We start from the raw sequence: 24,260 nt of genomic DNA, 5'->3' as shown, positions 1-24,260 counted from the left end.
AACATCCTTCGTCTCGATATCGGCTGCATCCGGCCGGTGCAAGCCGGCAACGATCATGCGGCGCGGTTCACCCGGTCAGCAGCCATCGCCACGGACGTTCCAGGAGGCGACCCTGCCGCCATTGACCTCGAAGGTGGTGGTGCAGCTGCTCTGGTAGTAGCTCGGCCCGAAGCCGCCACCGTAGCCACCGCCCCAGGGCCCGCCGAAACCGCCGCCATAGCCGCCTCCAAAGCCGCCACCGTAGCCACCGCCGAACCCGCCGCCGCCCCAGCCCCAGCCGCCCCAGCCCCATCCCCAGCCGACACCGGGCGAGCCGGGCGAGTAGCTGCTCTCGTTATCGACGTACGCGAGGAAGGTATGACCGCCGGTGGCGAAGTTCCGGGTCGGGACACCGAGGCTGCGAACCAGGTCGGTCTCGGATCTGCCGATCATCGAATCGAGCATCTTGCGCTGTGCCGGGCTGGGCACCTCGCACGCCGACAGGGCCAGCAAGGCAGCCAGCGGGATCAGTTTCTTGACGTCCATGAGCTAGGATACCGGATGTTCGGGTGAAGCGCGGTCGTCGCATATAAGCATCCATCGACCGGGGATGGATGCGGCAGCACACGACGTTACAAATCTTTATGCCGGTTTTTCAAGGCGCGGGCATCCACAGCACGTCGCCGATCCGTGCTGCACTGGTGGCCAGCATGACCAGCCGGTCGAAACCGAGTGCGATCCCGGCGCATTCCGGCAACCGGCCGAGTGCCGCGATCAACGCATGGTCCATCGGCCAGGCTGCATCGGGATCATCCGGGCGCAGTGCCGACCGACGCGCCCGATCGGCCTCGAAGCGCTCCTGCTGCTCCACGGGGTCGGTCAGCTCGTCGAACGCGTTGGCCAGTTCCAGCCCGGCGGCATAGAGCTCGAACCGCAGCGCCACGCGCGGGTCGGCGGGATCGCGACGCGCCAGTGCCGCCTGCGCGCGAGGCCAGTGGGTCAGGAAGGTCGGGCGGTCGCGGCCGAGATGCGGCTCAACCCGCTCCAGCAGCAGCCGGAAGAACAGGTCCTCCCAGTCCTCCCCGGCTCGCAGCGAGACGCCGGCCTGGGATGCCAGTGCAGCGGCATCGCCGCCGGTCCCGAGCACGTCCGCTCCGACATATCGGCGGAAGGCCTCCGCCATGCTCAGACGCTCGAACGGCGCGTCGATCCTGACCGTGACGCCATTCCAGCGCACCACCGGCGGCAACAGCCGCTGCAGCAGGCATTCGGTCTCGTCCATCAGCGACGCGAGGTCGGCGCCGGGACGGTACCATTCGAGCATGCTGAACTCAGGCGCATGCAGCGCGCCGGCCTCGCCGTTGCGCCACACCCTGGCCAGCTGGAACACCGGCAGCCCGATGCCGGCGACGATGCGCTTCATTGCGAATTCGGGGCTGGTGTGCAGCCAGAGATCGCCATCGTGCCCGTCCGGTCGCTCGATCCGGGTACGGAACGGCCGCAGATGCACCTCCTCGCCGGGGGTCGGAACGAGAAAGGGTGTCTCCACCTCCAGGTACCCACGTGCCTCGAAGAAGGCGCGCAGGCCGCGCACCATCATGCCGCGCCGTCGCAACAGCGGCAGCCGGTCGGCCAGGCTTGCGGTTAGCTGGGTCATGGGGCTGGTTCCGATCGCATACCTGGCGCACCGGGCGGGTTGCATGCGGAGCGGCCCAGGCAGTACAGCGCGGCGATGGACGGGTGCAACCATCAGCCGGCGCCGGGCGCGATCCGCAGCGTCGATGCGCTGATCGACGCAGGCCTTGCCGTGGCCGGCGACCGTTCCGCGCTGGATGCCGTGGCAGCCCGCTACGCGACCGCGATCCCGGTCGCGTTCCGTGCGCTGATCGATCATCCGGACGACCCGATCGGCCTGCAGGTGATCCCGCACCCGGCCGAGCTCGACACCGCCGCGCACGAGCTGGCCGATCCGATCGGCGACGATGCGTTCTCGCCGGTGCCCGGCATCGTGCATCGCTATGCCGACCGGGCGCTGCTCAAGCCGCTGCTGATCTGTCCGCTCTACTGCCGCTTCTGCTTCCGCCGCGAACATGTCGGTCCGGATGGCGGGCTGCTCGATGACGCCGCCCTCGCCCGCGCGCTCGACTGGCTCGGCGCCCATCCGGCGATCGGCGAAGTGATCCTGACCGGCGGTGACCCGCTGATGCTGTCCCCACGCCGCCTCGGCCACATCGTTACTGGGCTGGATGCGATACCGCATGTGCACACCATCCGCCTCCACACCCGCGTGCCGGTCGCCGATCCCGCCCGGATCACCGACGCGCTGCTCGACACGCTGGAGACGGAGAAGGCGATGTGGCTGGTGGTGCACGCGAACCATGCCACCGAGCTGACCGCGGCGGCGCGCACGGCGCTCCGGCGCATCCAGGCGCGGGCCATTCCGGTGCTGGGCCAGTCGGTGCTGCTGCGTGGTGTCAACGACAGCAGCGAGGCACTGGAAGCGTTGTTCCGGGCAATGGTCGGGGCGCGGGTGAAACCCTACTACCTCCACCAGCTCGACCCGGCCCCCGGCACGGCGCGGTTCCATGTGCCGATCGCGGAAGGAAGGCGGCTCATGGCGTCGCTACGCGGCCGGGTGACCGGCCTCGCCTGGCCGACCTACGTGCTCGATATCCCCGGCGGCCACGGCAAGGTGCCGATCGGACCGGACTACCTCGATCCGGCGGCAGGCACGGTACGCGATCCGGACGGGATACCGCACGTTCTTGCCGCTGGGAACCTATAGGTCTAGAAGCCCGCACTCTTCGGCCCCCACCCCTGGGGCCGACACAGTAAGGCGCGACGATGAAGCAGCAGGCCAACCTGATCCGTGCCGGCCAGGTGATCGAGCATGACGGCCGCCGCTGGACGATTCTGAAGCAGCAGATCATCACCCCCGGCAAGGGCGGCGCCTTCATCCAGGTCGAGATGCGCGACCTGAAAACCGGCAACAAGACCAACGAGCGCTGGCGGACCGCCGATACCGTCGAGCGGCTGATGACCGAGGACAAGGAGTTCACGTACTCCTATACCGACGGTGACAACCTGGTGCTGATGGACCCCGAGACCTTCGAGCAGGTGATGATCCCGACCGCCATCCTGGGCGAGGGCGTGGCCTTCCTGCAGGACAACATGGTGGTCAACGTCAAGCTGGTCGAAGGCGATCCGGTCGGCATGGATCTGCCGCCGCACGTGACCCTGGAAATTATCGAGGCGGATCCGGTCGTGAAGGGCCAGACTGCCAGTTCCTCCTACAAGCCGGCCAAGCTCTCGAACGGCGTCAAGACCATGGTGCCGCCGTTCATCGAGGCCGGTGAACGAATCGTCGTGCGCACCGAAGATGCCAGCTACGTCGAGCGCGCCAAAAGCTGATCCGGGCTACCGGGTTTCGCTTCAACCTCCTTGCTGATTGAGGCTTGCCTGTGGCCCTGCGTCTTTCTCCTGTCATGACGGTGATGCAGAACGCGGCGCAGAAGGCGGCGCGCCGGCTGTTGCGCGATTTCAACGAGGTGGAGCAGCTTCAGGTCAGCATCAAGGGTCCGGGCGACTTCGTCAGCCAGGCCGACCTGCGCGCCGAAGCGACGATCCGCGAGGAGCTGCTTCGGGCCCGTCCCGGCTACGCGTTCCTGATGGAGGAAAGCGGCGAGTCCGGCTCCGAGAACTGGACTTGGCGCTGGGTCGTCGATCCGCTCGACGGCACGACCAACTTCCTGCACGGCATCCCGCACTGGGCGATCAGCATCGGGCTGCAGAAGCGGACGCCCGACGGCAACGTCGAGCTTGCGGCAGCACTGGTCTACAACCCGGCCGGCAACGAGATGTTCTGGGCCGAGAAGGGTGCGGGTGCCTACCTGAACGAGCGACGCCTGCGCGTCTCGGCACGACGCGACATGCTGGATGCGTTGTTCGCCACCGGCATCCCGTTCGCCGCGGGTCCGGCACAGCGCCGCCTGCCGTTCGCGCGCACCCTCGGGGCGCTGATGCCGCAGGTCTCCGGCATCCGTCGTTTCGGGTCGGCGGCGCTCGATCTCTCCTGGGTCGCGGCCGGCCGCTATGACGGCTTCTGGGAACTCGGCCTGAAGCCATGGGATTGCGCCGCCGGCATCCTGATCGTCCGCGAGGCGGGCGGCTTCGTGACCGATCCCCAGAACAACGAAGTCCAGGCGATGGGCAGCGAGTGCAACATCGTGGCGGGAAATACCTACCTGCACCCCAAGCTGCGCGAGATCGTACTCAACGGGATGTCGGCCAACCCGCCGCCGCCGCCGTTGGCGCCGTCGTCACCGGTGACCGAGCTCGATGCGGATGCGGTCGAAGCCCACCCGAGCTAGCAGACTTCGCCGGAGCCACGGCGGTTCCGGCAGTTGAGCACAGGGCACTGCTCGTCTACGGTCCGGCGCAATGCGCACCCTCCCCGGTTTCCCCATCGTCGCGACCCTGACCTTGCTGTGCGCGGGGGTCGTCGAACCGGCCATGGGCCAGGTGACCACCAACCAGGGCGCGCTGGATGCGCTAGGCTCCGGTCATCAGGCCCAGCATGCCACCGCCTCTCATCATGCCTCCAGGCCGGCGCATGCAGCGTCCCACGCCACCGCGAAGCCGTCCGCCCACACCAGCCACAAGACAGCCGCCAAACCGCCGGGCGCCCATTCCCCGGCGGCGACGATCCCAGCCGGGCCGCCACCGCCGCCGGTGTTCAAGGCGCCGGTTATCAACGTGCCGCTGCACCCGCCACCGCCGCCACCACCGGTCCCGGTCGTGCAGGATGCGGCCGGCGCTGCGACGGCAATCGATAACGGCACCCGGATCACCTTCGGTGGCGGCAGCGCCGACCTGAACCCCGCCACCATGCAGGCGCTGCAGACCTTCGCGACGCGGCTCAAGGCCGATCCGCAGTCGCGCGCCGATCTCGACGCCTACGGCGCCGGCACCGCCGACGATCCGTCGACACCGCGTCGGCTGGCCCTGTCGCGTGGGCTGGCATCACGCGCCGTGCTGATCAACGAGGGCATCCCGTCGACGCGGATCTACGTGCGCGTCATCGGCCAGCCGACCGGCGCCACCAAATCCGCAGACGCTGCCGCCCCGTCCGACCGGGTCGACATGCGCCTCTCGCAGTCGCCCGGAGCGGCGCCCGCTCCTGCACCCGCAAACGCGCCGGCCGACGCCGCCTCTCCGGCTCCTGCCGCCGCTCCCGCCGTATCCGGAGCCACGGGCCAATGACCCGCCCCACCACCTACGTCCTGCGCATGCTGCTCTTCCTGGTGTTCGTCGCCGGCGCCTCGGCCTTCCTGTTCCCGACGCTGGCGGCCGCCTTCCAGAACAACCCGGTGCTCGACGGGCTGATCCTGGCGGTGCTGCTGCTCGGCATCATCTGGAACCTGGTGATGGTGCTGCGGCTGTCGCCCGAGGTGCGCTGGATCGAGACGCTGCGCCAGCCGCGCGCCGGCCTGGCACCGCCGGCCCCGCCCCGCCTGCTGGCGCCGATGGCCTCGATGCTGGCGACGCGCAACCGCGCCGACCGGCTGGTGCTGTCGACGCCGATGACCCGCTCGCTGCTCGATAGCCTGTCCTCGCGGCTGGACGAGAGCCGCGAGCTGTCGCGCTACATGACCGGGCTGCTGATATTCCTGGGACTGCTCGGGACGTTCTGGGGCCTGCTGCGGACGGTGCATTCGATCGGCGGGGTGATCGAGAATCTTTCCGTGGGCTCCGGCGACGTGAACCAGATGTTCAACCAGCTCAAGGGCGGCCTGTCCGAGCCGTTGCGCGGCATGGGCACCGCGTTCTCGGCCTCGATGTTCGGTCTCGCCGGTTCGCTGGTGCTCGGCTTCCTCGACCTGACCGCCGGCCAGGCACAGAACCGCTTCTTCAACGAGCTCGAGGAATGGCTCGCCGGCATCACCCGCTTCTCGTCCGGCTACGCCGGCGGCGGCGAGGGCGAGGCACCGATTCCAGCCTACGTGCAGGCACTGCTCGAGCAGACCGCCGAGAATCTGGACGGGCTGCAGACCGTGCTCGCCCGCGGCGAGGATGGCCGCCAGACCTACAACCACACCATGGAAACGCTGTCGGACCGGCTCGGGTCGCTGACCGAGATGCTGCGTGCCAACCAGCAGCTGATGCTGCGCGTGGCGGAGTCGCAGTCGGCGATGATGCCGGCGCTCAAGCGGATGGCCGACCAGGGCGGCATGGACGGCGGCGGTCACGACATGCGCGAGCCGCTGCGCGCGATCGAACGGCTGCTGCAGCGCATGCTCAGCGAGAACGAGCAGGGCCGCAGCCAGGCTACCAACGAGCTGCGCAACGAGCTCCGTGTGCTGACGCGGACCGTTGCGGCCTCCTCGGGCAACCCGGCAACGCCCTCGTTCAATAGCCCCAGCGATCCGTCGGGACGCTCCTCGCGATGAGGCGCCGCGGCGTCCGCAACAACGGGCTGGATGCGTGGCCCGGCTACGTGGACGCGCTGTCCACGCTGCTCATGGTCATCATCTTCGTGCTGCTGGTGTTCGTCCTGGCGCAGGCGTTCCTGTCGGTCGCCCTGAACGGACGGCAAAGCGCGCTCGACAAGCTGACCCGCGAGATGAGCCAGCTCAACCAGTTGCTGTCGATGGAGAAGGGCCACAGCCACGAGCTGGAGTTCTCGGTCGCTTCGCTGACCGCCCAGCGCAACAAGGATCTGGCTGCAACGACGGCGCTGACGGCCGAGCTGACCGGCGACACCGCCAAGCTCGCGACGGCGGACAAGCTTTCGGCCGACAGCCAGTCTCAGGTGACGCTGCTGAACCAGCAGCTGGCCGAGCTCCAGAAGCAGCTGGCGGCGATCACCCAGGCCCTGGACATCTCGCAGACCGGGCTCAAGGACCGCGACATCAAGATCACCGATCTCGGCAACAAGCTCAATCTGGCGCTGGCCGACAAGGTCGAGCAGCTGAAGCGCTACCGCAGCGAATTCTTCGGCCGGCTGTCACAGCTCCTCGCCAATCATCCCGGCATCCGTGTCGTCGGCGACCGATTCGTGTTCCAGAGCGAAGTGCTGTTCCCGCCTGGAAGTGCGGAGATGTCGCAAGCCGGACGCGAGCAGATGCATACGCTGGCCGGCACGCTGAAGCAGATCGCCGCAGAGATTCCGGCCGACCTGCCCTGGATTCTCCGGGTCGATGGTCATGCCGACCGGCAGCCGATCTCCAACAGTGCGTTCCCCACCAACTGGGAGCTCTCGTCGGCGCGGGCGATCACGGTGGTGAAGCTGCTGATGGCCGACGGCATCAAGCCGCAGAACCTGGCGGCGACGGGTTTCTCGCAATATCAGCCGCTTGACGATGGAACCTCGCCCGAGGCGTTTGCTCGCAACCGTCGCATCGAGCTGCGCCTGACCGACCGGTAAGCTGTATCTACAAAGGCTTGGCCGGCGGTGCTTACGTGGGGTCTCCGACCATCTGGTGTCGCAGGTGGTCGAGCCGGCTGGCGCCGCCGCCGATCACCGGATCGAGGCGAAGCACGTGTTCCCACGCCGCATAGGCCGCGGCGGCGTCGCCGTGATGTTCCTCGATAACCGACAGGCTCGACCATGCCGCCACATCACCCGGGTCACGGTTCAGCGCGCCACCGAGATCCTGGATCGCGCCGTCCTGATCACCCTGCATGGCTCTGACGGCAGCCCGCTCACGCCAAAGCAATGCCTGGTCGGGCTGTAGCTCGACGGCATCGCTCAGATCGTCCAGGGACGCACGCAATTCGCCTGCCGCCAGCTCGCGCTGGCCGCGGTGAAGCATCAGGCGGGTCGTCGGAGATAGCGCAGCCTGCCGGGCTGCCTCTAGCCTGTCAGCAATCAATGCGGCACGGGCAGCATCGGGAGCTTCCAGCAACGATTTCTGCATCGCCGCCAAAGACGGATCGGCCCCGGCCGCAGGCACGGAGGCACAGGCCGCCGCCACCGCACAGAGAACACCTGCCAGGCGCATGGACATCGGCGACTAGTCGCCCCTGCCCGCGCCCGGCAGCCGCATCAGCCCTGGCGGGCCTTCATGCGCGGGTTCTTCTTGTTGATGACATACACCTTGCCGTGGCGGCGCACGACGCGGCAGTCCTTGTCGCGCGTCTTAGCCGACTTCAAGCTGTTTCTGATCTTCATGGTCCGACCTTCGAGAGCGGCGGAGCACCGCAAAGAGGGGGCGAATAACCGCGCGCCAGACGGGTGTCAATAACGAGGCACCGAACGACACGCTCCGGCAGCCTTCCGGAGCCGGATCAGACGCCTCCGACACGGCTGACACCCCGGTCGCGAAGGCATGTCACGACCCGACCAGGCGGGCAACCAAGGTAGGGTCGACCCAATGGTACCGAGCACTGCCGGCTCGAGCGGACACGCCACGACGCATGTCCGACGGCGCAGTCATCTCAGGCTGCGCGCCTTGCTCGTGTTGAGCCGCTTCCAGGGCTTTCTGTCGAGCCGCCCGTGCGCCGCGAAGCCGTCCGGCAGTTCATCGGCGCATAGCAGCGCGATACGCCCGAGCCCGGTGCGTTCCTGCCTGCCAACGCTCCAACCATCAGAGGCGGCAAGGCGGCGCAGCGCATGTTGACCTGAAATGCCGCGTTGCAGCATAAGATAGAGGACCGTGTAGGCTGCATTCATCCGGACGCGGTCGGCACCGACAGATATTTGAGAGATCGATCATGCTGACAGTCGGCGACATGTTCCCGTCCTTCGACCTCGCTGCAGTCAAGGGTGGAGCCGCCGGCCTCGACCTCAAGACCGCCTTCACGCGGATCACCGACAAGACCGACCACGGCAAATGGAAGCTCGTGTTCTTCTGGCCGAAGGATTTCACCTTCGTCTGCCCGACCGAGATCGTGGCGTTCGGCAAGCTGAACGAGGATTTCGCCGACCGCGACACCGTCGTTTACGGCGTCTCGACCGACAGCGAATTCGTCCACATGAACTGGCGCCTGCATCACGTGGACCTCAACAGCCTTGAGATCCCGATGCTGGCGGACATCAAGCGCGAGCTGGCTGGTGCCACCGGCGTGCTGTCGCGCGAGGAAGGCGTGGCGATGCGTGCGACCTTCCTGGTCGATCCGGACGGGATCATCCGCTACGCCGCGGTGAACGACCTGTCGGTCGGCCGCAATCCGCAGGAAGTGCTGCGCGTGCTCGACGCGCTGCAGAGCGATGAGCTGTGCGCCTGCAACTGGAGCAAGGGCGAAGAGCACCTGCGCCCGGCTGCCTGAACCCATCCCGCTTCAGGACAAAGCTGAACGGAATAGGGCGGCTCCGCTGGAGCCGCCCTATTCCGCACGGACCCTCCCGCACAGAAAGTACCGCCCGATGTCGATCGACGCGCTCAAGGCCCGCATTCCCGACTATGCCAAGGACCTGAAGCTCAATCTCGGCTCGCTGGCAAACGAGACCGTGCTCTCGCCGCAGCAGCTGGCCGGAACGTTCATCGTGTCCGCTCTGGCATCGCGGAACGCGACCGTCATCGTAAGCATCCTGGCCGAGTTCGGCCCGAAGCTCAGTGCCGAGGCGTTGACCGCCGCGAAGTCGGCTGCAGCGATCATGGGCATGAACAACATCTATTACCGCTTCGTGCATCTCGCCGGCGGCGACTACGCAAACCTGCCGGCGCGCCTGCGGATGAACGTCATCGGTAAGCCCGGGGTTGACAAGGTCGATTTCGAGCTCTGGTCGCTTGCGGTATCGGCGATCAACGGCTGCGGCATGTGCATCGAAAGCCACGAGAAGACCGTGCGTGCGCATGGACTGACCACCGAGCAGGTGCAGGCCGCGGTCCGGATCGCCTCGGTGGTGCATGCCGTCGCCGTCGCGATCGAGAGCGAGGATGCCATGGCAACCCAGCCGGCCTAGAGCCCCCTCGTCAGCCGCCGGGTGCGGCACGATGGATGTAGAGCATCTCGTGCGGGTAGGAGATCCAGACACGGTGTGACCGCAGGAAGTCGCTGCCGAGCAGGCTCTTCGGTAGATCGGCCACGGTGAGCCGGATCGAGGCAAATTGCTCTGGTCCGATCGACAGCATGCCGAAGCGATGCGCGTGACCGGTAACCGGGTTGCCATCGACACCGATCAGCCTCGATTTCGGATCGCCCGCCATGGCTCCCGACCGGGCGCCGCCGGTCACTCCCGCAGCCAGATCCAGCACCGTGTGCTGTGCTCCGCTATCCAGTTGCAGGGTGATCGCGCGGCCATCGAGGCTGGCGTCGAGGTCGATCTCCGTCGCGTTGTTCAGGCTGAATTTCTGCTCGTAGAACGCATCGGCCCATGGGCGGAAGTGGGTGCCGCAATGCTGCTCGTCATACAGCCCGATCCGATGCGCCGGCAGGTCGAGTTCGACGTCGTAGTTTGCCAGGAAGTCACCACCGAACAGCCCGACGACCGGCAGCCCATCCGATTGCTGGCCGAACTCCCCGGCGGTGATGAAGGTGACGTTGCGTGCGGCACCGTCGCCCAGCGACAGCCGGTCGACCGTCGCGTCGGGCGCAAACGTCGCACCGCCGATCCCGATAATGACGTGATGGTTCTCGAAGCTGACCGGCAACCGGAGCGCGTCGGCGCTGGTGCGACCGATGATCGAGGCGCGGGCGCCGGTGTCCACGATGAACGCCACCGGGGTTCCGTTGATTGCGGCCCTGACGATCGGCACCCCCGCCTGGTTCAGCACCGGCAGTTCGGCGACCTCGCGCATGACACAGCCAGCCGAGCCATCCCCGGAGCCCGCGCATCCTGCGGCCAGCAGCGGCAGCAGCACCAGACAGACCATGCGGAGCCCCGGCATCGGCTTCATTCCTGCCGGCGATCCGGGCAGTCGGCGCCGGTCGGTCGCACCTAAGGGTTCGGGCAGAACGTGACGGCGTGATTGAGCGGGCCCGCGCCGGCGCCGTATCCCGGTGCTGTCTCGATCGCGGACCTCACATAGTGACGTGCACGGATCACCGCATCCCGCAGTCCCATTCCCTGCGCGAGGCCGGCGGCGACCGCGCTGGCGAGTGTGCACCCGGTACCATGGGTGTGGCGGGTCGGTATCCGGGGTGCAGCGAAGCTCTCGGACCCGTCCCGGGTTGCCAGCAGGTCGATCACCGTGTCCCCCGGCAGGTGGCCGCCCTTGAGCAGCACCGCCGGCACCCCGAGCCCCAGGAGCAACCTGGCAGCGCGATGCATGTCGTCGAGGCTCTCGATTGGGATGCCGCACAACGCCTCCGCTTCCGGCAGGTTCGGCGTCAGCACCGTCGCGATCGGCAGCAGGCAGCGCCTGAGGGTGGCAATCCCGTCCGCCTGCAGCAGCTTCTGGCCGCCCTTGGCGACCATCACCGGATCGACCACCAGCTTCATCCCGGGCCACCGGCCCAGGCAGTCCGCGGTGGTCTCGATGATCTCCGCGGTGTCCATCATCCCGGTCTTGAAGGCGTCCGCGCCGAGATCGTCCATCACGCAGTCGATCTGCAGCCGCAGGAACTCCGGCGGCACCCGCATCACCCCCTGCACGCCCAGGGTGTTCTGCGCGGTCAGCGCGGTGATCGCGGTCATCGCGAAACCGCCCAGCGCGGTCACGGTCTTGATGTCGGCCTGGATGCCGGCACCACCGCCGGAATCGCTCCCGGCGACGATCAGCACCCGGCCATGCATGGCGCCCCGCTCCGGACCCGTCACGATGCGGCGCTCAGGCCGCCACGGACACGCGCCTGATCGCGTCGCAGACCCCGGCGACCACGCGCGCCACCAAGGCCTCGTCCTCTGCCTCGGCCATCACCCTGACCACCGGCTCGGTGCCGCTTTCGCGCAGCAGCAGGCGGCCGGTGGTACCGAGTTCGTCCTCGGCCCAGCGCCTGGCCTCCTGCACCGCCGGGTTCAGCAGCGGCGACGGACCGACGAAACGCTCGTTCCTGAGCAGCTGCGGGAACGGCGTGAACATGCGCAGCGCCTCGCTGGCGGGCCGGCCGCGCTCGACCAGCACCGCCAGCACCTGCAATGCGCCGATCAGGCCATCGCCGGTGGTGGCGAAATCGGACAGCACCATGTGGCCCGACTGCTCGCCACCGACATTCATGCCGAGCTCGCGCATCCGCTCGACGACGTAGCGATCGCCGACCGCCGTCCGCTCCAGCTTCAGTCCATCCCCGACCAGCAGCCGCTCGAGTCCCATGTTGGACATCACCGTCGCCACCACGCCGCCGCCTTCGAGCCGGCCGCTCGCCGCCCAGGATCGCGCGATCAGGGCCAGGATCTGGTCGCCGTCGATCAGCTGGCCGCGCTCGTCGCAGAGCAGCAGCCGGTCCGCGTCGCCGTCCAGCGCGATGCCGAGATCGGCGCGATGCTCGAGCACCGCGGTGCTCAGCGCCCGGGGGCTGGTCGAGCCGCACTGGTGGTTGATGTTCAGCCCATCCGGCGTGCAGCCGATCCGGATCACCTCGGCGCCGAGTTCCCACAGCGCCGTCGGTGCGACCCGGTATGCGGCGCCGTTGGCGCAGTCCAGCACGATCCTGAGCCCGTCGAGCCGGCGGCCGCGCGGAAAGCTCGCCTTGGCGCTCTCGACGTAGCGCCCGGCCGCGTCGGTCAGCCGGGAGGCGCGGCCGATCATGTCCGGCTTCGCCAGCCGGCTGGACATGTCCGACGCCATCAGCGCCTCGATCTCGGCCTCCACGTCGTCGGACAGCTTGAAGCCGTCCGGTCCGAACAGCTTGATGCCGTTATCCTCGAACGGATTGTGCGATGCCGAGATCATGACCCCGAGATCCGCCCGAAGGCTGCGGGTCAGCAGGGCGATCGCCGGGGTCGGCAACGGGCCGACCAGCGTGACGTCGATGCCGGCCGCCAGGAAGCCCGAAACCAGCGCGCACTCGATCATGTAGCCGGACAGCCGCGTGTCCTTGCCCAGCACCACCCGGTGCCGGTGCGTCCCGCGCATGAAGCGCAGGCCGGCGGCCTGTCCGAGACGCTGGGCCACCTCGACGGTCATCGGGTCGGTATTGGCGGTGCCCCGAATACCATCGGTTCCGAACAGCTTCCTGGGACCACTCATCGCACGTACTTTCGGCTTGTCGCCGGGCTGTCTGCCCGAACCCCCAGGCTGTCTGCCCGAACCCATTGATCTAGCTCAGCCATGGATGGCCTGCCAGAGTCGCACCGCCTGCACCGTCTCCGCGACGTCGTGCACCCGCAGGATCGTGTCCGGGAAAGCCAGGCCGGGCAACGCCGCCACGATCGAGCCGGCCAGCCGATCGGTGGGCGACGATGCGCCGCCGACCCTGCCGATGAAGCCCTTGCGGGACACGCCCAGCAGCACGCGGCAGCCGAGATTGGCCAGGATCGGCAGCCGTCGCAGCAGCTCCAGGTTCTGTGCCTCGGTCTTGGCGAAGCCGATCCCCGGATCGACGATGATCCGGTCACGTGCAATCCCGGCCAGCGTCGCCTGCTCGATCGACCAGGCCAGCTCGCGCACGACATCGACCGCGACGTCGCCGTAGCCGGTGAGCCCGGCCATGGTGTCCGGGGTGCCGCGCATATGCATCAGCACCACCGGGCACTCCGCCTGGGCTACCACGCCGCGCGCCAGCCGATCGTGCGCCAGGGCCGAGACATCGTTGATGACCAGCGCGCCCGCGCCGAGTGCGGCGTGCATCGTCGCGGCATGCCTCGTATCGATGGATATCGCAGCACCCCGCGCCGACAGTTCGCGCACCACCGGCAGGATGCGCGCCTGCTCGACATCCGACGTGACCGGGGTGGCACCAGGCCTGGTGCTCTCGCCGCCGATATCGATCAGCGTCGCGCCCTGGTCCAGCATCCGGTATCCGGCGGCGAGCGCCTCGGGAGCGTGCTCGTGGCGGCCGGCGTCGCTGAAGCTGTCGGGGGTGACGTTCAGGATGCCCATCACCAGCACGCCTGGCGGCAGGCCTGCCTCCGGCAGGCGCGTGGTGATCCATGACAATGGCTCGGCCCAGTCGCCGGGGATGTCATGCACAGGGACGATGCGCCGGCCGGTCTCGTCGATCAGCGCGCAGAGGCTGAACGCGGCCGGTCCCCCGGCAAGCGGCAGCGCCAACCCCGCCTCGCAAGCGAAGCGGCCCTGTATCCCGTGGAGCAGGCCGAGAGGTTCGATCAGTCGCGCCGTCATCGTCACCATATTCGCCTCTCGGAGCCCGGCCTGCCTGGCAGGTCCGGCTCGCCCTATCTGGAGATCTTCATGCCAACGTTGTTCGACCCCATACAACTGGGTGCCATCGAGGCGCCGAACCGTATCCTCATGGCGCCGCTCACCCGCGGTCGCGCCACGCGCGCTCACGTGCCGACGCCGATGATGGCGCAATATTACGCCCAGCGGGCCAGTGCCGGCCTGCTGATCACCGAAGCCACCGGTATCAGCCAGCAGGGGCTTGGCTGGCCATACGCGCCGGGCTTGTGGAGCAGCGGGCAGGTCGAGGCCTGGAAGCCGGTGACCGACGCGGTACATAAGGCCGGCGGGCGGATCATGGTCCAGCTCTGGCACATGGGACGGCTGGTGCATCCGAGCTTCCTCGGCGGCGCACAACCTGTTTCATCCTCGACCACCACGGGCCCGGGTGACGCACATACCTACGACGGCAAGCAGCGCTACCAGGAAGCGCGTCCCCTGCGTCTCGACGAGATCCCCGGGCTGCTCGAGGATTATCGCATCGCCACCCGCAACGCGCTCGCCGCCGGCTTCGACGGGGTGCAGATCCACGCCGCGAATGGCTACCTGATCGACCAGTTCCTGCGCGACAACAGCAATTTCCGCGATGACGCGTATGGCGGCCCGATCGGGAACCGCATTCGGCTGCTGACCGAGGTCACGCAAGCCGTCATCGAGGTCGCCGGCGCCGGTCGTACCGCGGTACGCCTGTCGCCGAACGGCAATACCCAGGGTGTCGACGACAGCGATGCCGTCGGCCTGTTCACCGCCGCCGCGGCCGGCCTCTCGGCGCTCGACATCGCGTTCCTGGAACTTCGCGAGCCCGACTTCAACGGCACCTTCGGCGCGGCCGAGGTGGCACCGGTGGCCCCGTTCATCCGCAAGGTGTTCAGCCCGCCCCTGGTCCTGAACTCCGACTACGACACGGCCAAGGCACACGGTGCACTCGAGAGCGGCACCGCGGACGCTATCGCCTTCGGGCGCCCCTTCATCGCCAACCCGGACCTGCCGCACCGCCTGCAGCACGACCTGCCGCTGAACGCGGACGTGATGGCCACCTGGTACAGCCAGGGTCCCGAGGGCTATATCGACTACCCCACCGCCGCCTGAACGCCGGCCCTAAACGAAACGAGCCCCGCTTTCGCAGGGCTCGTTGGTCGGGTCGGCCATAGACTATCGGCGGCGGTCAGCCCGGCTGCGGCGCCGGGTCCAGGCCGCCGGTGACCGGCGGGATCGGTTCCGGCTTGCGTGTGCTCGGCACCGAGGCGCGGCGGTTCTCGATCATCGGATCGTCGACCACCTTGCGCTCGACAGGCTCGCCGCGCAGCACGGTCCGGATCTCGTCGCCGGACAATGTCTCGTATTCCAGCAGGCCGTTGGCGAGCTTGTGCAGCTCGTCGATATTGTCGGTCAGCAGGGTCCGCGCGTTGATGTAGGCCTGGTCGATGATCGCCTTGATCTCGGCATCGATCTCCCGGATCGTCTGCTCGGACACATTCTTGTTCTGCGTCACCGAGTGGCCAAGGAAAACTTCCTGGCCGTTGTCGCCGTACGAGATCATGCCGAGCTTGTCGCTCATGCCCCACTCGCTGACCATCCGGCGAGCCTGGTCGGTCGCCATCTTGATGTCGCCCGACGCGCCGTTCGAGACGTTCTCGGCACCGAAGATGATTTCCTCGGCGGCACGGCCGCCCATCGCCATCGTCAGCTCGGCGAGCAGCTTGGACTTGCTCTTGGAGTAGCGGTCGCCTTCCGGCAGGCTCATCACCAGTCCGAGCGCACGTCCGCGGGGAATGATGGTCGCCTTGTGCACCGGGTCGCAGCCGGGGGTACGGATCGCACACAGGGCATGGCCGCCCTCGTGGAACGCGGTCATGCGCTTCTCTTCGTCGCTCATGACCAGCGACCGGCGCTCGGCGCCCATCATGACCTTGTCCTTGGCGCTCTCGAACTCGAGCATCGCCACGGTGCGCTTGCCCAGGCGTGCGGCGAGCAATGCCGCCTCGTTCACCAAGTTGGCAAGGTCCGCACCGGAGAAGCCCGGGGTGCCGCGCGCAATGGTCTTCGGCTCGACGTCGGACGCCAGCGGCACCTTGCGCATGTGCACGCGCAGGATCTTCTCGCGACCGTTGACGTCGGGATTCGGCACCATGACCTGGCGGTCGAAGCGGCCCGGCCGGAGCAGCGCTGGGTCCAGCACGTCGGGGCGGTTGGTCGCCGCAATCAGGATCACGCCCTCGTTGCTCTCGAAGCCGTCCATCTCGACGAGCATCTGGTTCAGCGTCTGCTCGCGCTCGTCATTGCCGCCGCCGAGCCCGGCGCCACGATGACGGCCGACCGCGTCGATCTCGTCGATGAAGATGATGCAGGGCGCACTCTTCTTGCCTTGCTCGAACATGTCGCGCACGCGGGAGGCGCCGACACCGACGAACATCTCGACGAAGTCCGAACCCGAGATGGTGAAGAACGGCACGTTGGCTTCACCGGCGATGGCGCGTGCCAGCAGCGTCTTACCGGTTCCCGGCGGTCCGATCAGAAGAACGCCCTTGGGGATCTTGCCGCCGAGGCGCTGGAACTTCTGCGGGTCCTTCAGGAACTGCACGATCTCCTCGAGCTCGGACTTGGCCTCGTCGATGCCGGCCACGTCGTCGAAGGTGATACGGCCCTGCTTCTCGGTCAGTAGCTTGGCGCGGGACTTGCCGAAGCCCATCGCACGGCCGCCACCGGACTGCATCTGCCGCATCACGAAGAACCATGCGCCGATGATCAGCAGCAGCGGAGCCCACTGCAGAAGGTATCGGAACAGCGGATTGACATCGGCATCCTGTGCCTTGGCCACCACTTCGACGCCCTTGTCGGTCAGGCGGGTCACCAGGTTGGGATCTTCCGGCGTGTAGGTCTCGAAGCTGGTCCCATCCGTCAGCACGCCAGAGACGTTGTGGTCCTGGATGACCACCGAACGGACCCGGCCAGCGCTCACATCGCCGACAAAGTCGGAATAGGCCAGCTGCTGCGCTGCATGCTGGTTGCCGCCCGGCTGGAAGACGCTGAACAGCAGTACCAGCAGCAATGCGATGATGACCCAGAGGGCCAGGTTCCGGCCAAAATTGCTCATGTCGCCTTACAATTCCACGCTCGACTCACGATCGAGGCTACTTTCCCGCATTCCTGCGGCTCCGCTAACCATAGACGACCGTGCTGCCAAAACACCACACTCCGCAACTAGATTGGGACGATCGAACGCCGGAGTAAGTGCCGGCATCCTGCTCCGGTGCAATTAGGCAGGCGCGAACACCGCAGCCTCGGACGCAGGCAATGCAGGCTGGAACCGGAATCGCACCCCGGCCCACTCGGGCCCGGCCGACCAGGACAGATGCGGCACCGCAAGCAGCCTTGCTCCGCAACGAATGACCGGCAGCGTCGCCCGCACCGCAGCCGGCAGCCGGGATCGGATATGCAGAGGCACAGGTCCGGCGCCCAGGGCCGACACGACCACGCCGGCCAGGCTCACCGGTGCACTGCGACCGACATCAAGCCGATAGCGCCCGTCCCAGATCGCACCATCGACTGCATCCCGGTCCGGTCCGATCGATGCGGCTTCGCGCAGCAGCAGCCAGCCGGGGCCAAGCCGCCCGGCCGGCATCAGCCGTGTCCCGGCCAGGGTCATCGCGTGCGGCCGTCGCAAGAGGGCGTCGATCGGGGACGACTGCGGCCGATAGGCGGCCCCCCCGACCGTGCGGATCAACGCCACCATCGCGTGTGCGGGCAGCAGGCCCGGCGGCAGCAACGCGAACCCCTCGGGACGCAGCGACCCGCCGATCGCGAGCAGCGACGCAACGTCCTGCTGGCGCGCCATGCGTCCGGCTCCATGCTCCAACGCACCGTCGAGAAGCCTGTGCGCCATGCCGGCATCCGACTGGCGCAGTTCGGTGCGGAGCCGTGTCCGCATGGCGCGCGGATCGTGGTTCGACGGGTCCTCGACCCACCCGATCCCGCTGGCCTCGACCACTGCGCGGAGCCGGTCCCGAGAGACCGACAGCAGCGGCCGTACCAGCCGCACATCCCGGGTCTCGACGAGGGCGGCCATACCCGCCAGCCCATCGGGGCCGCTGGCGGACCGTGTGCGCATCAGCACCGTCTCGGCCTGGTCGCCGGCGTGATGCCCGAGCAGCAGGTCGATCGCGCCGGCTTCCCTGCAGGCACGGCTCAGGATCTCGTAGCGAGCCATCCGCGCCCGCACCGCGACAGATGGGCCGGGCTGCAGTCCATCCACCCTGAGCAGGCGTGCCGGTATGTTGGTGGCCTGAAGCCGGGCGACGGTCTCCGCCGCCTCCTGCGCGGAACTGGCGCGCAGGCCGTGATCGACCACCAGCGCGAGCAGGCGAAGCCCACGCACTGCCGTCCAATCGCGGACCAGCAGGGCGAGCGACGTGCTGTCCGCTCCACCCGAGACCGCCACCGCGATCGGCGTCGCGGCCCCGGCTGCGGGCCAGGGACCCAGCGGCGCCATCAGTGCGGCGAACTCGTCCGCTTGCAGCCGCCGCCTGCTCAGCGGGCTTGCGTCGTCTACTGCGTCAGCGGCAACCGGCACGGCTGCGCAGCGCCGTGGTCGCGGCACGCACGCGCGGCGCCGGCGACGGGAATTCGGCATGCACCTTGTTGAGGGCCTGGCAGGCGGACGGCTTGTCGCCGAGCGCGATCAGCGAGGCGCTGACGCCGAGCAGAGCGTCCGGCGCGCGGGCGGATCGCGGTGCGCGGTTGTAGGTGTCGTAATAGGCGACCGCAGCCTGCTGATACTGTTTCTGGCCGGCCAGCGACTGGGCGAGCAGATACTGCGCGTCCACCTGCCTCGGGCTGCGTGGTCCCGCGAGCACGTCGCGTGCTGCCGCCTGGGCGCCGGCATAGTCGCGATGTGCCAGGGCGGCGTTGCCTGCCGCCAGCGAGCTTTCGGGCGTCCGCTTGACCTGCGCCGGCGGTGCCGCAGGCGGGGCGGCACTGGCTGCCGGCATGTTCGGACCCGGCCCTGCATCGTCGGGCGACGATCCACCCGGTGCCGGCGAACCGCCATGCCCCTGCTGCAGCGCGAAGTTCATGTCGCCGAGCTGCTTGGTGACGGTCGCGTTCTGTTGCTGGACCTGGTTGGTAAGCTGGTCGAGCTCGCCGCGCATGGTCCGCACCTCGTCCTCCAGGGTCTGCACCCGGTCGAGCAGTTGCGGCGTCAGTCCGCTCCCGTCGCCGCTGCCGGTGTTGCCCTGGAACCGGCCGCCGCCGATCGGCGGTGCGACCGGCGACCCATTGCCGCCGCCACCGCTACCGCCGCCGAGCGCCTCGACCTCGTGACGAAGCTCGAGAATCTGGTTCTGCAACGAGATCCCTTCCCGGCTGGCCATCTGGGCCGATGCGCGGTCCGGCATCGCCACGGTCATGGCGACGCCCAGCAGCAGCGCGGCACGGAGGGATAGGAAAGCAACAGGACGCATCGTGATCCTCGACATCAGCAGGACGGACGCTAGAGCATGGACCGGCATGCTGAAAGCCGCGGTGCCCCAAACAAAAAAACGCCCTGGGAGTGTTCCTCCCAGGGCGCCGAAGCTGCCTCGTGTCCGCCTCTGTCCGAGGCGGGCGACCCGAAGCCGCCTGATCAGCGAACCGCGGTGATCGCGTTGCGGTTCTGCGCCCAGGACTGGTCGTCGTCGCCCGTCGCGGCCGGACGATCCTTGCCGTAGCTGATGGTCGAGATACGCTCGGCCGAGACGCCCTTGGCGACCAGGTAGTCGCGTGCGGCGTTCGCACGGCGATTGCCGAGCGCGATGTTGTATTCCTCGGTGCCGCGATCGTCGCAGTTTCCGGCGAGCTGGATGGTGACCTGCGGATAGCGGGCGAGCCATGCAGCCTGGCGATCGAGAGTGGCCTGGGCCTCGCTCGACAGGGAGTTCTGCGCCAGGTCGAAATAGACGCGGTCGCCGACATTGGCGACCAGGTCGGCTTCGCTACCCGGAGCAGCGCTGCCGGTCGGTGCGGAAGTGGCGCCGAGGCCGGAAGCGGAACCGGTGTTGGCTGCCTTGTCGTCCGAACACGCGGCGAGGGCCGCGACGAGGGCAAGTGCCCCGAGAAGCTTCAATTTCATGGTTTCGTTCCTGGAAACGGTTCGGGTGAAGGCAAGGCAGCTGGCCGGGGTTCATTCCGACCATTTTCGAAGCAGAGAACGCGAGCGCAGCGGTAACCAACGGTCAGAGCCAATCGCCGATTACTGCGTCGTTTCGGTTCCGGTCAAGCTGACAACGTGTTCAGAGGCATTACGATGCGTGTCCGGACCAAAGTTTCTGACCGGCGCGGCATTACTGCCAGCATTTTCGATGGTGTCAGCCCTTCAGCGGCGACCAGGCCGGGTCCGAGGCGCCCCCCGGCGTGTGGATGACGCGCTCGTTGAACCCGGCAATATCGATCTGTCCGAGGGCCGACGAGAATCCGGAGCCGTTCGATCCGCCGGAGCTCTGCCGGCAATAGGCCAGCACCCGGCCGTTCGGGCAGAAGGTCGGGCTCTCAACCGTGAAGCCCTTGGTCAGGATGCGCTCGCCGGTGCCGTCGGGCGCCATCACCCCGATCGAGAAGCCGCCGGCGCCGATCCGGGTGAAGGCGATCAGGTCGCCGCGCGGGCTCCAGACCGGCGAGCCGTACTGGCCGGAGCCGTAGCTGATCCGCCTGGCCCCGCCGCCGCCGGCGCCCATGATGTAGAGCTGCGGGCTGCCACCACGGTCGGAGTTGAACGCGATCTGCGAGCCATCCGGGCTGTAGCAGGGGCTGGTGTCGATGGCGCCCGAATTGGTCAGCCGGCGCGGGCTGCGGCTGCCGAGATCGACGGTGTAGATATCCGAGCCGCCGCCCCGCGTTGCCGACAGCACCACCGAGTTGCCGTCCGGCGAGAAGCGCGGTGCGAAGCTGATGCCGGCGAACTCGCCCAGCACCTGCTGGCGACCGCTGCTCAGGTCGAACAGATACACGCGCGGCCGGTCGTTGGCGTAGCTCATGAACGCGATCTCGTCGCGGGTCGGATGGAAGCGCGGCGTCAACACCAGCCACTCGCCGCCGGTCAGGTTGCGGCTGTTGGCGCCGTCCTGGTCCATGATCGCCAGCCGGGTGATCTGGTGCGAGCGCGGGCCCGACCGCGCGATGTAGGCAAGGCGGGTGTCGAAATAGCCTTTGTCGCCCAGCATCCGCTCGTAGATGACGTCCGCGATGATGTGGGCGATCCGGCGCCAGTTGCCGCCGCTGGTGGTGTATGCGGTGCCCTGCAGCTGCTGCCCGCTCAGCGTGTTCCACAGCCGGAACTCGACACGGACGCTGCTGCCGGAGCCGGAGGTGGTGCCCTGCGCCAGAGCATGCGCGCCCATGCTCTTGTACATGTCGAAGTTGGGCACCCCCGGCCCGCCGGCCGACGCCGCATCGCCCAGAGGCCGGAACAACCCGCAACCGGCGAGATCGTCGCTGATCACCTGGGTCATCTGCTGGCCGATCCCGGGCCCGAACGACGGGATGGCGATCGGGATCGGCGCCGTCCGCGCCTGGTCGACGGTGATTTCCGCCTCGCCGGGCTGGTTGCCGGCCGGCCCGGCCGGGGCAGCGCCCGGCGCGTCCTGGGCCAATGCCGCCAGCGGGGATGCGATGATGCCGCCGGCGATCGTGCCGCCGATCAGGCCACGCCGGGTCATGCCGTGATGGGCCGGGCCGTGTGTGTCAGACGTGATGATCGACATCGCGTTCTCCATGCTCTGGCCCGTCACGGGCGGAAGACGAAACTGAGCTGCTGGGTCTTGCCCAGCAGGTTGGCGGGGATGGGCAGATGCGAGCAGGTCGGGTTCAGCACCGCGTCGCGGGCGCGTTCCGCCAACGCCCGGTAGCCCGGGTCGGCTGCCATGCGCGCGGCGGTATCCGGCTTGAAGTTCACGAGGCGCGCCTCGCCGCTCGCATCGACCGTCACCAGCAGATGCGCGGTGAACTGCGCGTAGTTCTTGGCTTCGGTGTCTTCAGAATAGCAACGACGCACCGAGCTGCCGATGGCCTTCTGCGCGCCGGCGCTGAGCGACCCGGTCACGTCGCCGGCCCGCGACGGCGAGCCGCCCTGGTCCGGGTTAGCGCGCGACTTCGGCGGATGGGTCTGCGGCTGATCGGCCCTGAACTTCTCCAATGTCGCCAGCAGGGAATGCGTGTCCGGCGTGGCGTTGGTGGTCTTGTTGGGCTGCGTCATGTGCGACGGCATCGTCATCTTCGGCAGTTCGGGCTGCGGATGCGGCACCGGCGGCGACACCGCATGGCTCGGCGCCGGCGGGGCCGGCTTCGGCGGCGGGGCCTTCACCGGATCCGGCGACGGCGCCTGGATCTTGGGCGGGATATCGATCGGCGGCACCGGCGTCTGTACCGCGTCCGGCGGCGGCGGCACCGGGGTCGGTGGTGGCGGCGGCGGCGGCGGCTCCTCGACCGGGACCGGCTCGGGCGGGGTCGGCGAGACCGGGGCTTCCTTGGCCACCTGCGACGGAGCCGGCACCGGCTTGGGTGTCGGCTGGTCGCCCTTGCGCGCCTTGGCGGGCGGACCGGCAAAGTCCATCTCGACCGACGGCTGCTCGGGCGGCTCGGGCGGCTTGGTGACCGGCGGGATCACGATGATGAACGCCAGCAGCAACAGCAGGTGGATGCCGCCCGAAATCAGGGCAGCCCGCTTCAGTCCATGATTATCGTCACGTCGTGTACGGGCCATGGTCGCCACGCTCAGGAGAGATCCGCCTGTCTCACTTGCCGCCGGTCGGCTGCTCGGCGAGCAGTGCCACATGGGTGAAGCCGCCCGACGTGATCGTGCCCATGACCTGCATCACGCGCCCGTAGTCGATGTGCTGGTCGCCGCGCACGAAGATCCGATGGGCGGAATCGTTCTGCGCCGCCGCCTGCAGCTTCGCCACGAGCTCGTCGTTGGTCACCACGTCGTCACCCAGATAGAGGGAGCCGTCGGACTTGATGGTCAGGGTGATCGGCTTGGTATCGGCATTGACCGGCGATGCATTGGTCTTCGGCAGGTCGACATTCACGCCGCTGGTCATCAGCGGCGCCGTCACCATGAAGATGATGAGCAGCACAAGCATGACGTCGACCAGAGGGGTCACGTTGATGTCGGACATCGGCCGGTACCGGCTGCGTCCGCGACCACGTCCGCCGCCGCCAAGCTGCATCGCCATGGTTCAGGCCCTCTCTTCGGACTGACGCGACAGGATCGCGCCGAACTCGGTGCCGAACGCCTCGAGCCGGGCGGCGAACCGCGCCAGGTCGCTGTTGATCTTGTTGTAGGCGATGACCGCCGGGATCGCCGCGACCAGGCCGATCGCGGTGGCGAACAGTGCCTCCGCGATACCCGGGGCGACCACGCTCAGATTGGTGTTGTGCATCGCCGCGATCGCCGAGAACGAATGCATGATGCCCCAGACCGTGCCGAACAGTCCGATGAACGGCGCCGTCGAACCGACCGTTGCGAGGAAGATCATCCAGCGCTCCAGCCGTTCCAGCTCGCGCGTGACGGTGATCGCCATGGCACGATCGACCCGCTCGCTGACGCTGCCGCGGCTGAGGTCCGCACCCGCGACACGCGCGCTGCGTCGCCATTCGCCCATCGCGGCACCGAACACGGCGGCTATCGGATGCGACGGCTTGGCGCCCTCGGTCTCGTACAGATCGTCCAGGCTGCCGCCGGACCAGAACCGATCCTCGAAGCCGGCCGCCTGCTTGTTGGCGCGGCGAACCGAGATGGTCTTCTCGAAGATGATCGCCCAGACCCAGATGCTGGCGGCAATCAGCCCGAGCATCACCAGCTTGACGACGAAGGAAGCCTGCACGAACAGGCCCCAGAGCGACAGATCCCCACCCGAGGCCGCAGCCAGATTCGCCGCATCAACCGCCCGATCCAAACGCGCCTCCATTCCGCCGTTCGGACAGCATCGGGCACCGAAATCGAACTTCGGTGCCTGAGGCTGCCACTTCGCCGCGCCTACCTAGAGGGTTTTCAACCGAAGCAGAAGCTTTGTCCCGTAGCCTGTT

26 protein-coding genes are annotated in these 24,260 nt (G+C 68.0%); 9 read left to right on the top strand and 17 right to left on the bottom strand.

Features of this window, described 5'->3' with window-relative positions:
* Positions 1 to 75: 75 nt before the first annotated feature.
* Positions 76 to 525, bottom strand: a complete 450-nt coding sequence (locus HN018_RS08370; protein ID WP_171835986.1) for a hypothetical protein — start codon at positions 523 to 525, stop codon at positions 76 to 78.
* Between the two features lie 109 nt (positions 526 to 634).
* Positions 635 to 1,636: an EF-P lysine aminoacylase EpmA gene (gene epmA, locus HN018_RS08365; protein WP_171835987.1), complete on the bottom strand. Its 1,002-nt coding sequence runs from the start codon at positions 1,634 to 1,636 to the stop codon at positions 635 to 637.
* Positions 1,637 to 1,711: 75 nt separating this feature from the next.
* Here epmA and HN018_RS08360 point away from each other — a divergent pair, with 75 nt between their 5' ends.
* From HN018_RS08360 to HN018_RS08335, 6 genes are all read left to right on the top strand, one after another.
* Positions 1,712 to 2,764: a lysine-2,3-aminomutase-like protein gene (locus tag HN018_RS08360; RefSeq protein WP_171835988.1), complete on the top strand. Its 1,053-nt coding sequence runs from the start codon at positions 1,712 to 1,714 to the stop codon at positions 2,762 to 2,764.
* A gap of 59 nt (positions 2,765 to 2,823) precedes the next feature.
* Positions 2,824 to 3,390, top strand: coding sequence for an elongation factor P (gene efp, locus HN018_RS08355; protein WP_171835989.1), 567 nt, complete (start codon positions 2,824 to 2,826; stop codon positions 3,388 to 3,390).
* 50 nt (positions 3,391 to 3,440) lie between these two features.
* Positions 3,441 to 4,349 carry an inositol monophosphatase family protein gene (locus HN018_RS08350; RefSeq protein ID WP_171836045.1) on the top strand — a complete coding sequence of 303 codons (909 nt, stop codon included), beginning with the start codon at positions 3,441 to 3,443 and terminating at the stop codon, positions 4,347 to 4,349.
* 70 nt (positions 4,350 to 4,419) lie between these two features.
* Positions 4,420 to 5,241: an OmpA family protein gene (locus HN018_RS29075; protein WP_275434261.1), complete on the top strand. Its 822-nt coding sequence runs from the start codon at positions 4,420 to 4,422 to the stop codon at positions 5,239 to 5,241.
* On the top strand, positions 5,238 to 6,428 hold the full coding sequence (locus HN018_RS08340; protein WP_171835990.1) for a flagellar motor protein MotA: 1,191 nt from the start codon (positions 5,238 to 5,240) through the stop codon (positions 6,426 to 6,428). Before HN018_RS29075 ends, HN018_RS08340 begins: the two co-directional genes overlap by 4 nt.
* Positions 6,425 to 7,405, top strand: a complete 981-nt coding sequence (locus HN018_RS08335; RefSeq protein ID WP_171835991.1) for a peptidoglycan -binding protein — start codon at positions 6,425 to 6,427, stop codon at positions 7,403 to 7,405. Before HN018_RS08340 ends, HN018_RS08335 begins: the two co-directional genes overlap by 4 nt.
* A gap of 31 nt (positions 7,406 to 7,436) precedes the next feature.
* Here the strand turns inward: HN018_RS08335 and HN018_RS08330 are convergent, their stop codons facing one another.
* From HN018_RS08330 to HN018_RS08320, 3 genes are all read right to left on the bottom strand, one after another.
* On the bottom strand, positions 7,437 to 7,988 hold the full coding sequence (locus HN018_RS08330) for a tetratricopeptide repeat protein (RefSeq protein ID WP_171835992.1): 552 nt from the start codon (positions 7,986 to 7,988) through the stop codon (positions 7,437 to 7,439).
* Between the two features lie 38 nt (positions 7,989 to 8,026).
* The gene (gene ykgO, locus HN018_RS08325) at positions 8,027 to 8,152 is read right to left on the bottom strand and encodes a type B 50S ribosomal protein L36 (protein ID WP_171835993.1); all 126 of its coding nucleotides are present in this window, start codon (positions 8,150 to 8,152) and stop codon (positions 8,027 to 8,029) included.
* A gap of 261 nt (positions 8,153 to 8,413) precedes the next feature.
* Complete coding sequence (locus HN018_RS08320; RefSeq protein ID WP_171835994.1) at positions 8,414 to 8,653, bottom strand: hypothetical protein; 240 nt, start codon at positions 8,651 to 8,653, stop codon at positions 8,414 to 8,416.
* A gap of 41 nt (positions 8,654 to 8,694) precedes the next feature.
* On the opposite strand from HN018_RS08320, the gene HN018_RS08315 reads away from it, so the two are divergent.
* A complete protein-coding gene (locus HN018_RS08315) occupies positions 8,695 to 9,249 on the top strand; it encodes a peroxiredoxin (protein ID WP_171835995.1) in 555 nt (184 codons plus the stop codon).
* 97 nt (positions 9,250 to 9,346) lie between these two features.
* Positions 9,347 to 9,886, top strand: coding sequence for a carboxymuconolactone decarboxylase family protein (locus HN018_RS08310; RefSeq protein WP_171835996.1), 540 nt, complete (start codon positions 9,347 to 9,349; stop codon positions 9,884 to 9,886).
* A gap of 10 nt (positions 9,887 to 9,896) precedes the next feature.
* On the opposite strand, the gene HN018_RS08305 is transcribed toward HN018_RS08310, so the two are convergent.
* From HN018_RS08305 to folP, 4 genes are all read right to left on the bottom strand, one after another.
* Entirely contained in the window at positions 9,897 to 10,811 is a 915-nt protein-coding gene (locus HN018_RS08305; protein ID WP_172443468.1) for an aspartyl protease family protein, read from the bottom strand.
* Between the two features lie 50 nt (positions 10,812 to 10,861).
* A complete protein-coding gene (thiD, locus tag HN018_RS08300) occupies positions 10,862 to 11,659 on the bottom strand; it encodes a bifunctional hydroxymethylpyrimidine kinase/phosphomethylpyrimidine kinase (protein WP_171836047.1) in 798 nt (265 codons plus the stop codon).
* Between the two features lie 34 nt (positions 11,660 to 11,693).
* The gene (gene glmM, locus HN018_RS08295) at positions 11,694 to 13,052 is read right to left on the bottom strand and encodes a phosphoglucosamine mutase (protein ID WP_171835998.1); all 1,359 of its coding nucleotides are present in this window, start codon (positions 13,050 to 13,052) and stop codon (positions 11,694 to 11,696) included.
* Positions 13,053 to 13,127: 75 nt separating this feature from the next.
* The gene (gene folP / locus HN018_RS08290; protein WP_338034014.1) at positions 13,128 to 14,156 is read right to left on the bottom strand and encodes a dihydropteroate synthase; all 1,029 of its coding nucleotides are present in this window, start codon (positions 14,154 to 14,156) and stop codon (positions 13,128 to 13,130) included.
* Between the two features lie 60 nt (positions 14,157 to 14,216).
* Here folP and HN018_RS08285 point away from each other — a divergent pair, with 60 nt between their 5' ends.
* Positions 14,217 to 15,293: an alkene reductase gene (locus tag HN018_RS08285; RefSeq protein ID WP_171835999.1), complete on the top strand. Its 1,077-nt coding sequence runs from the start codon at positions 14,217 to 14,219 to the stop codon at positions 15,291 to 15,293.
* 76 nt (positions 15,294 to 15,369) lie between these two features.
* On the opposite strand, the gene ftsH is transcribed toward HN018_RS08285, so the two are convergent.
* The 8 genes from ftsH to tolQ form a co-directional block, all read right to left on the bottom strand.
* Complete coding sequence (gene ftsH, locus HN018_RS08280; RefSeq protein ID WP_171836000.1) at positions 15,370 to 17,298, bottom strand: ATP-dependent zinc metalloprotease FtsH; 1,929 nt, start codon at positions 17,296 to 17,298, stop codon at positions 15,370 to 15,372.
* Positions 17,299 to 17,460: 162 nt separating this feature from the next.
* Positions 17,461 to 18,774, bottom strand: a complete 1,314-nt coding sequence (gene tilS, locus HN018_RS08275) for a tRNA lysidine(34) synthetase TilS (protein WP_171836001.1) — start codon at positions 18,772 to 18,774, stop codon at positions 17,461 to 17,463.
* The gene (locus tag HN018_RS08270) at positions 18,758 to 19,663 is read right to left on the bottom strand and encodes a tetratricopeptide repeat protein (protein WP_171836002.1); all 906 of its coding nucleotides are present in this window, start codon (positions 19,661 to 19,663) and stop codon (positions 18,758 to 18,760) included. Before HN018_RS08270 ends, tilS begins: the two co-directional genes overlap by 17 nt.
* A gap of 161 nt (positions 19,664 to 19,824) precedes the next feature.
* Entirely contained in the window at positions 19,825 to 20,310 is a 486-nt protein-coding gene (gene pal / locus HN018_RS08265) for a peptidoglycan-associated lipoprotein Pal (protein WP_171836003.1), read from the bottom strand.
* A 235-nt stretch (positions 20,311 to 20,545) separates the two neighbouring features.
* The gene (tolB, locus tag HN018_RS08260) at positions 20,546 to 21,937 is read right to left on the bottom strand and encodes a Tol-Pal system beta propeller repeat protein TolB (protein WP_171836004.1); all 1,392 of its coding nucleotides are present in this window, start codon (positions 21,935 to 21,937) and stop codon (positions 20,546 to 20,548) included.
* A 23-nt stretch (positions 21,938 to 21,960) separates the two neighbouring features.
* Positions 21,961 to 22,935 (bottom strand): energy transducer TonB, encoded by a 975-nt coding sequence (locus HN018_RS08255; RefSeq protein WP_171836005.1) that lies wholly within the window; start codon positions 22,933 to 22,935, stop codon positions 21,961 to 21,963.
* Between the two features lie 31 nt (positions 22,936 to 22,966).
* Positions 22,967 to 23,407 (bottom strand): protein TolR, encoded by a 441-nt coding sequence (tolR, locus tag HN018_RS08250; RefSeq protein WP_171836006.1) that lies wholly within the window; start codon positions 23,405 to 23,407, stop codon positions 22,967 to 22,969.
* A 3-nt stretch (positions 23,408 to 23,410) separates the two neighbouring features.
* On the bottom strand, positions 23,411 to 24,142 hold the full coding sequence (gene tolQ, locus HN018_RS08245; RefSeq protein WP_171836007.1) for a protein TolQ: 732 nt from the start codon (positions 24,140 to 24,142) through the stop codon (positions 23,411 to 23,413).
* Positions 24,143 to 24,260 lie beyond the last annotated feature (118 nt).

The sequence above is a fragment of the Lichenicola cladoniae genome (assembly GCF_013201075.1).
Classification (GTDB): domain Bacteria; phylum Pseudomonadota; class Alphaproteobacteria; order Acetobacterales; family Acetobacteraceae; genus Lichenicola; species Lichenicola cladoniae.
This window is presented reverse-complemented; position numbering and strand designations above follow the sequence as displayed.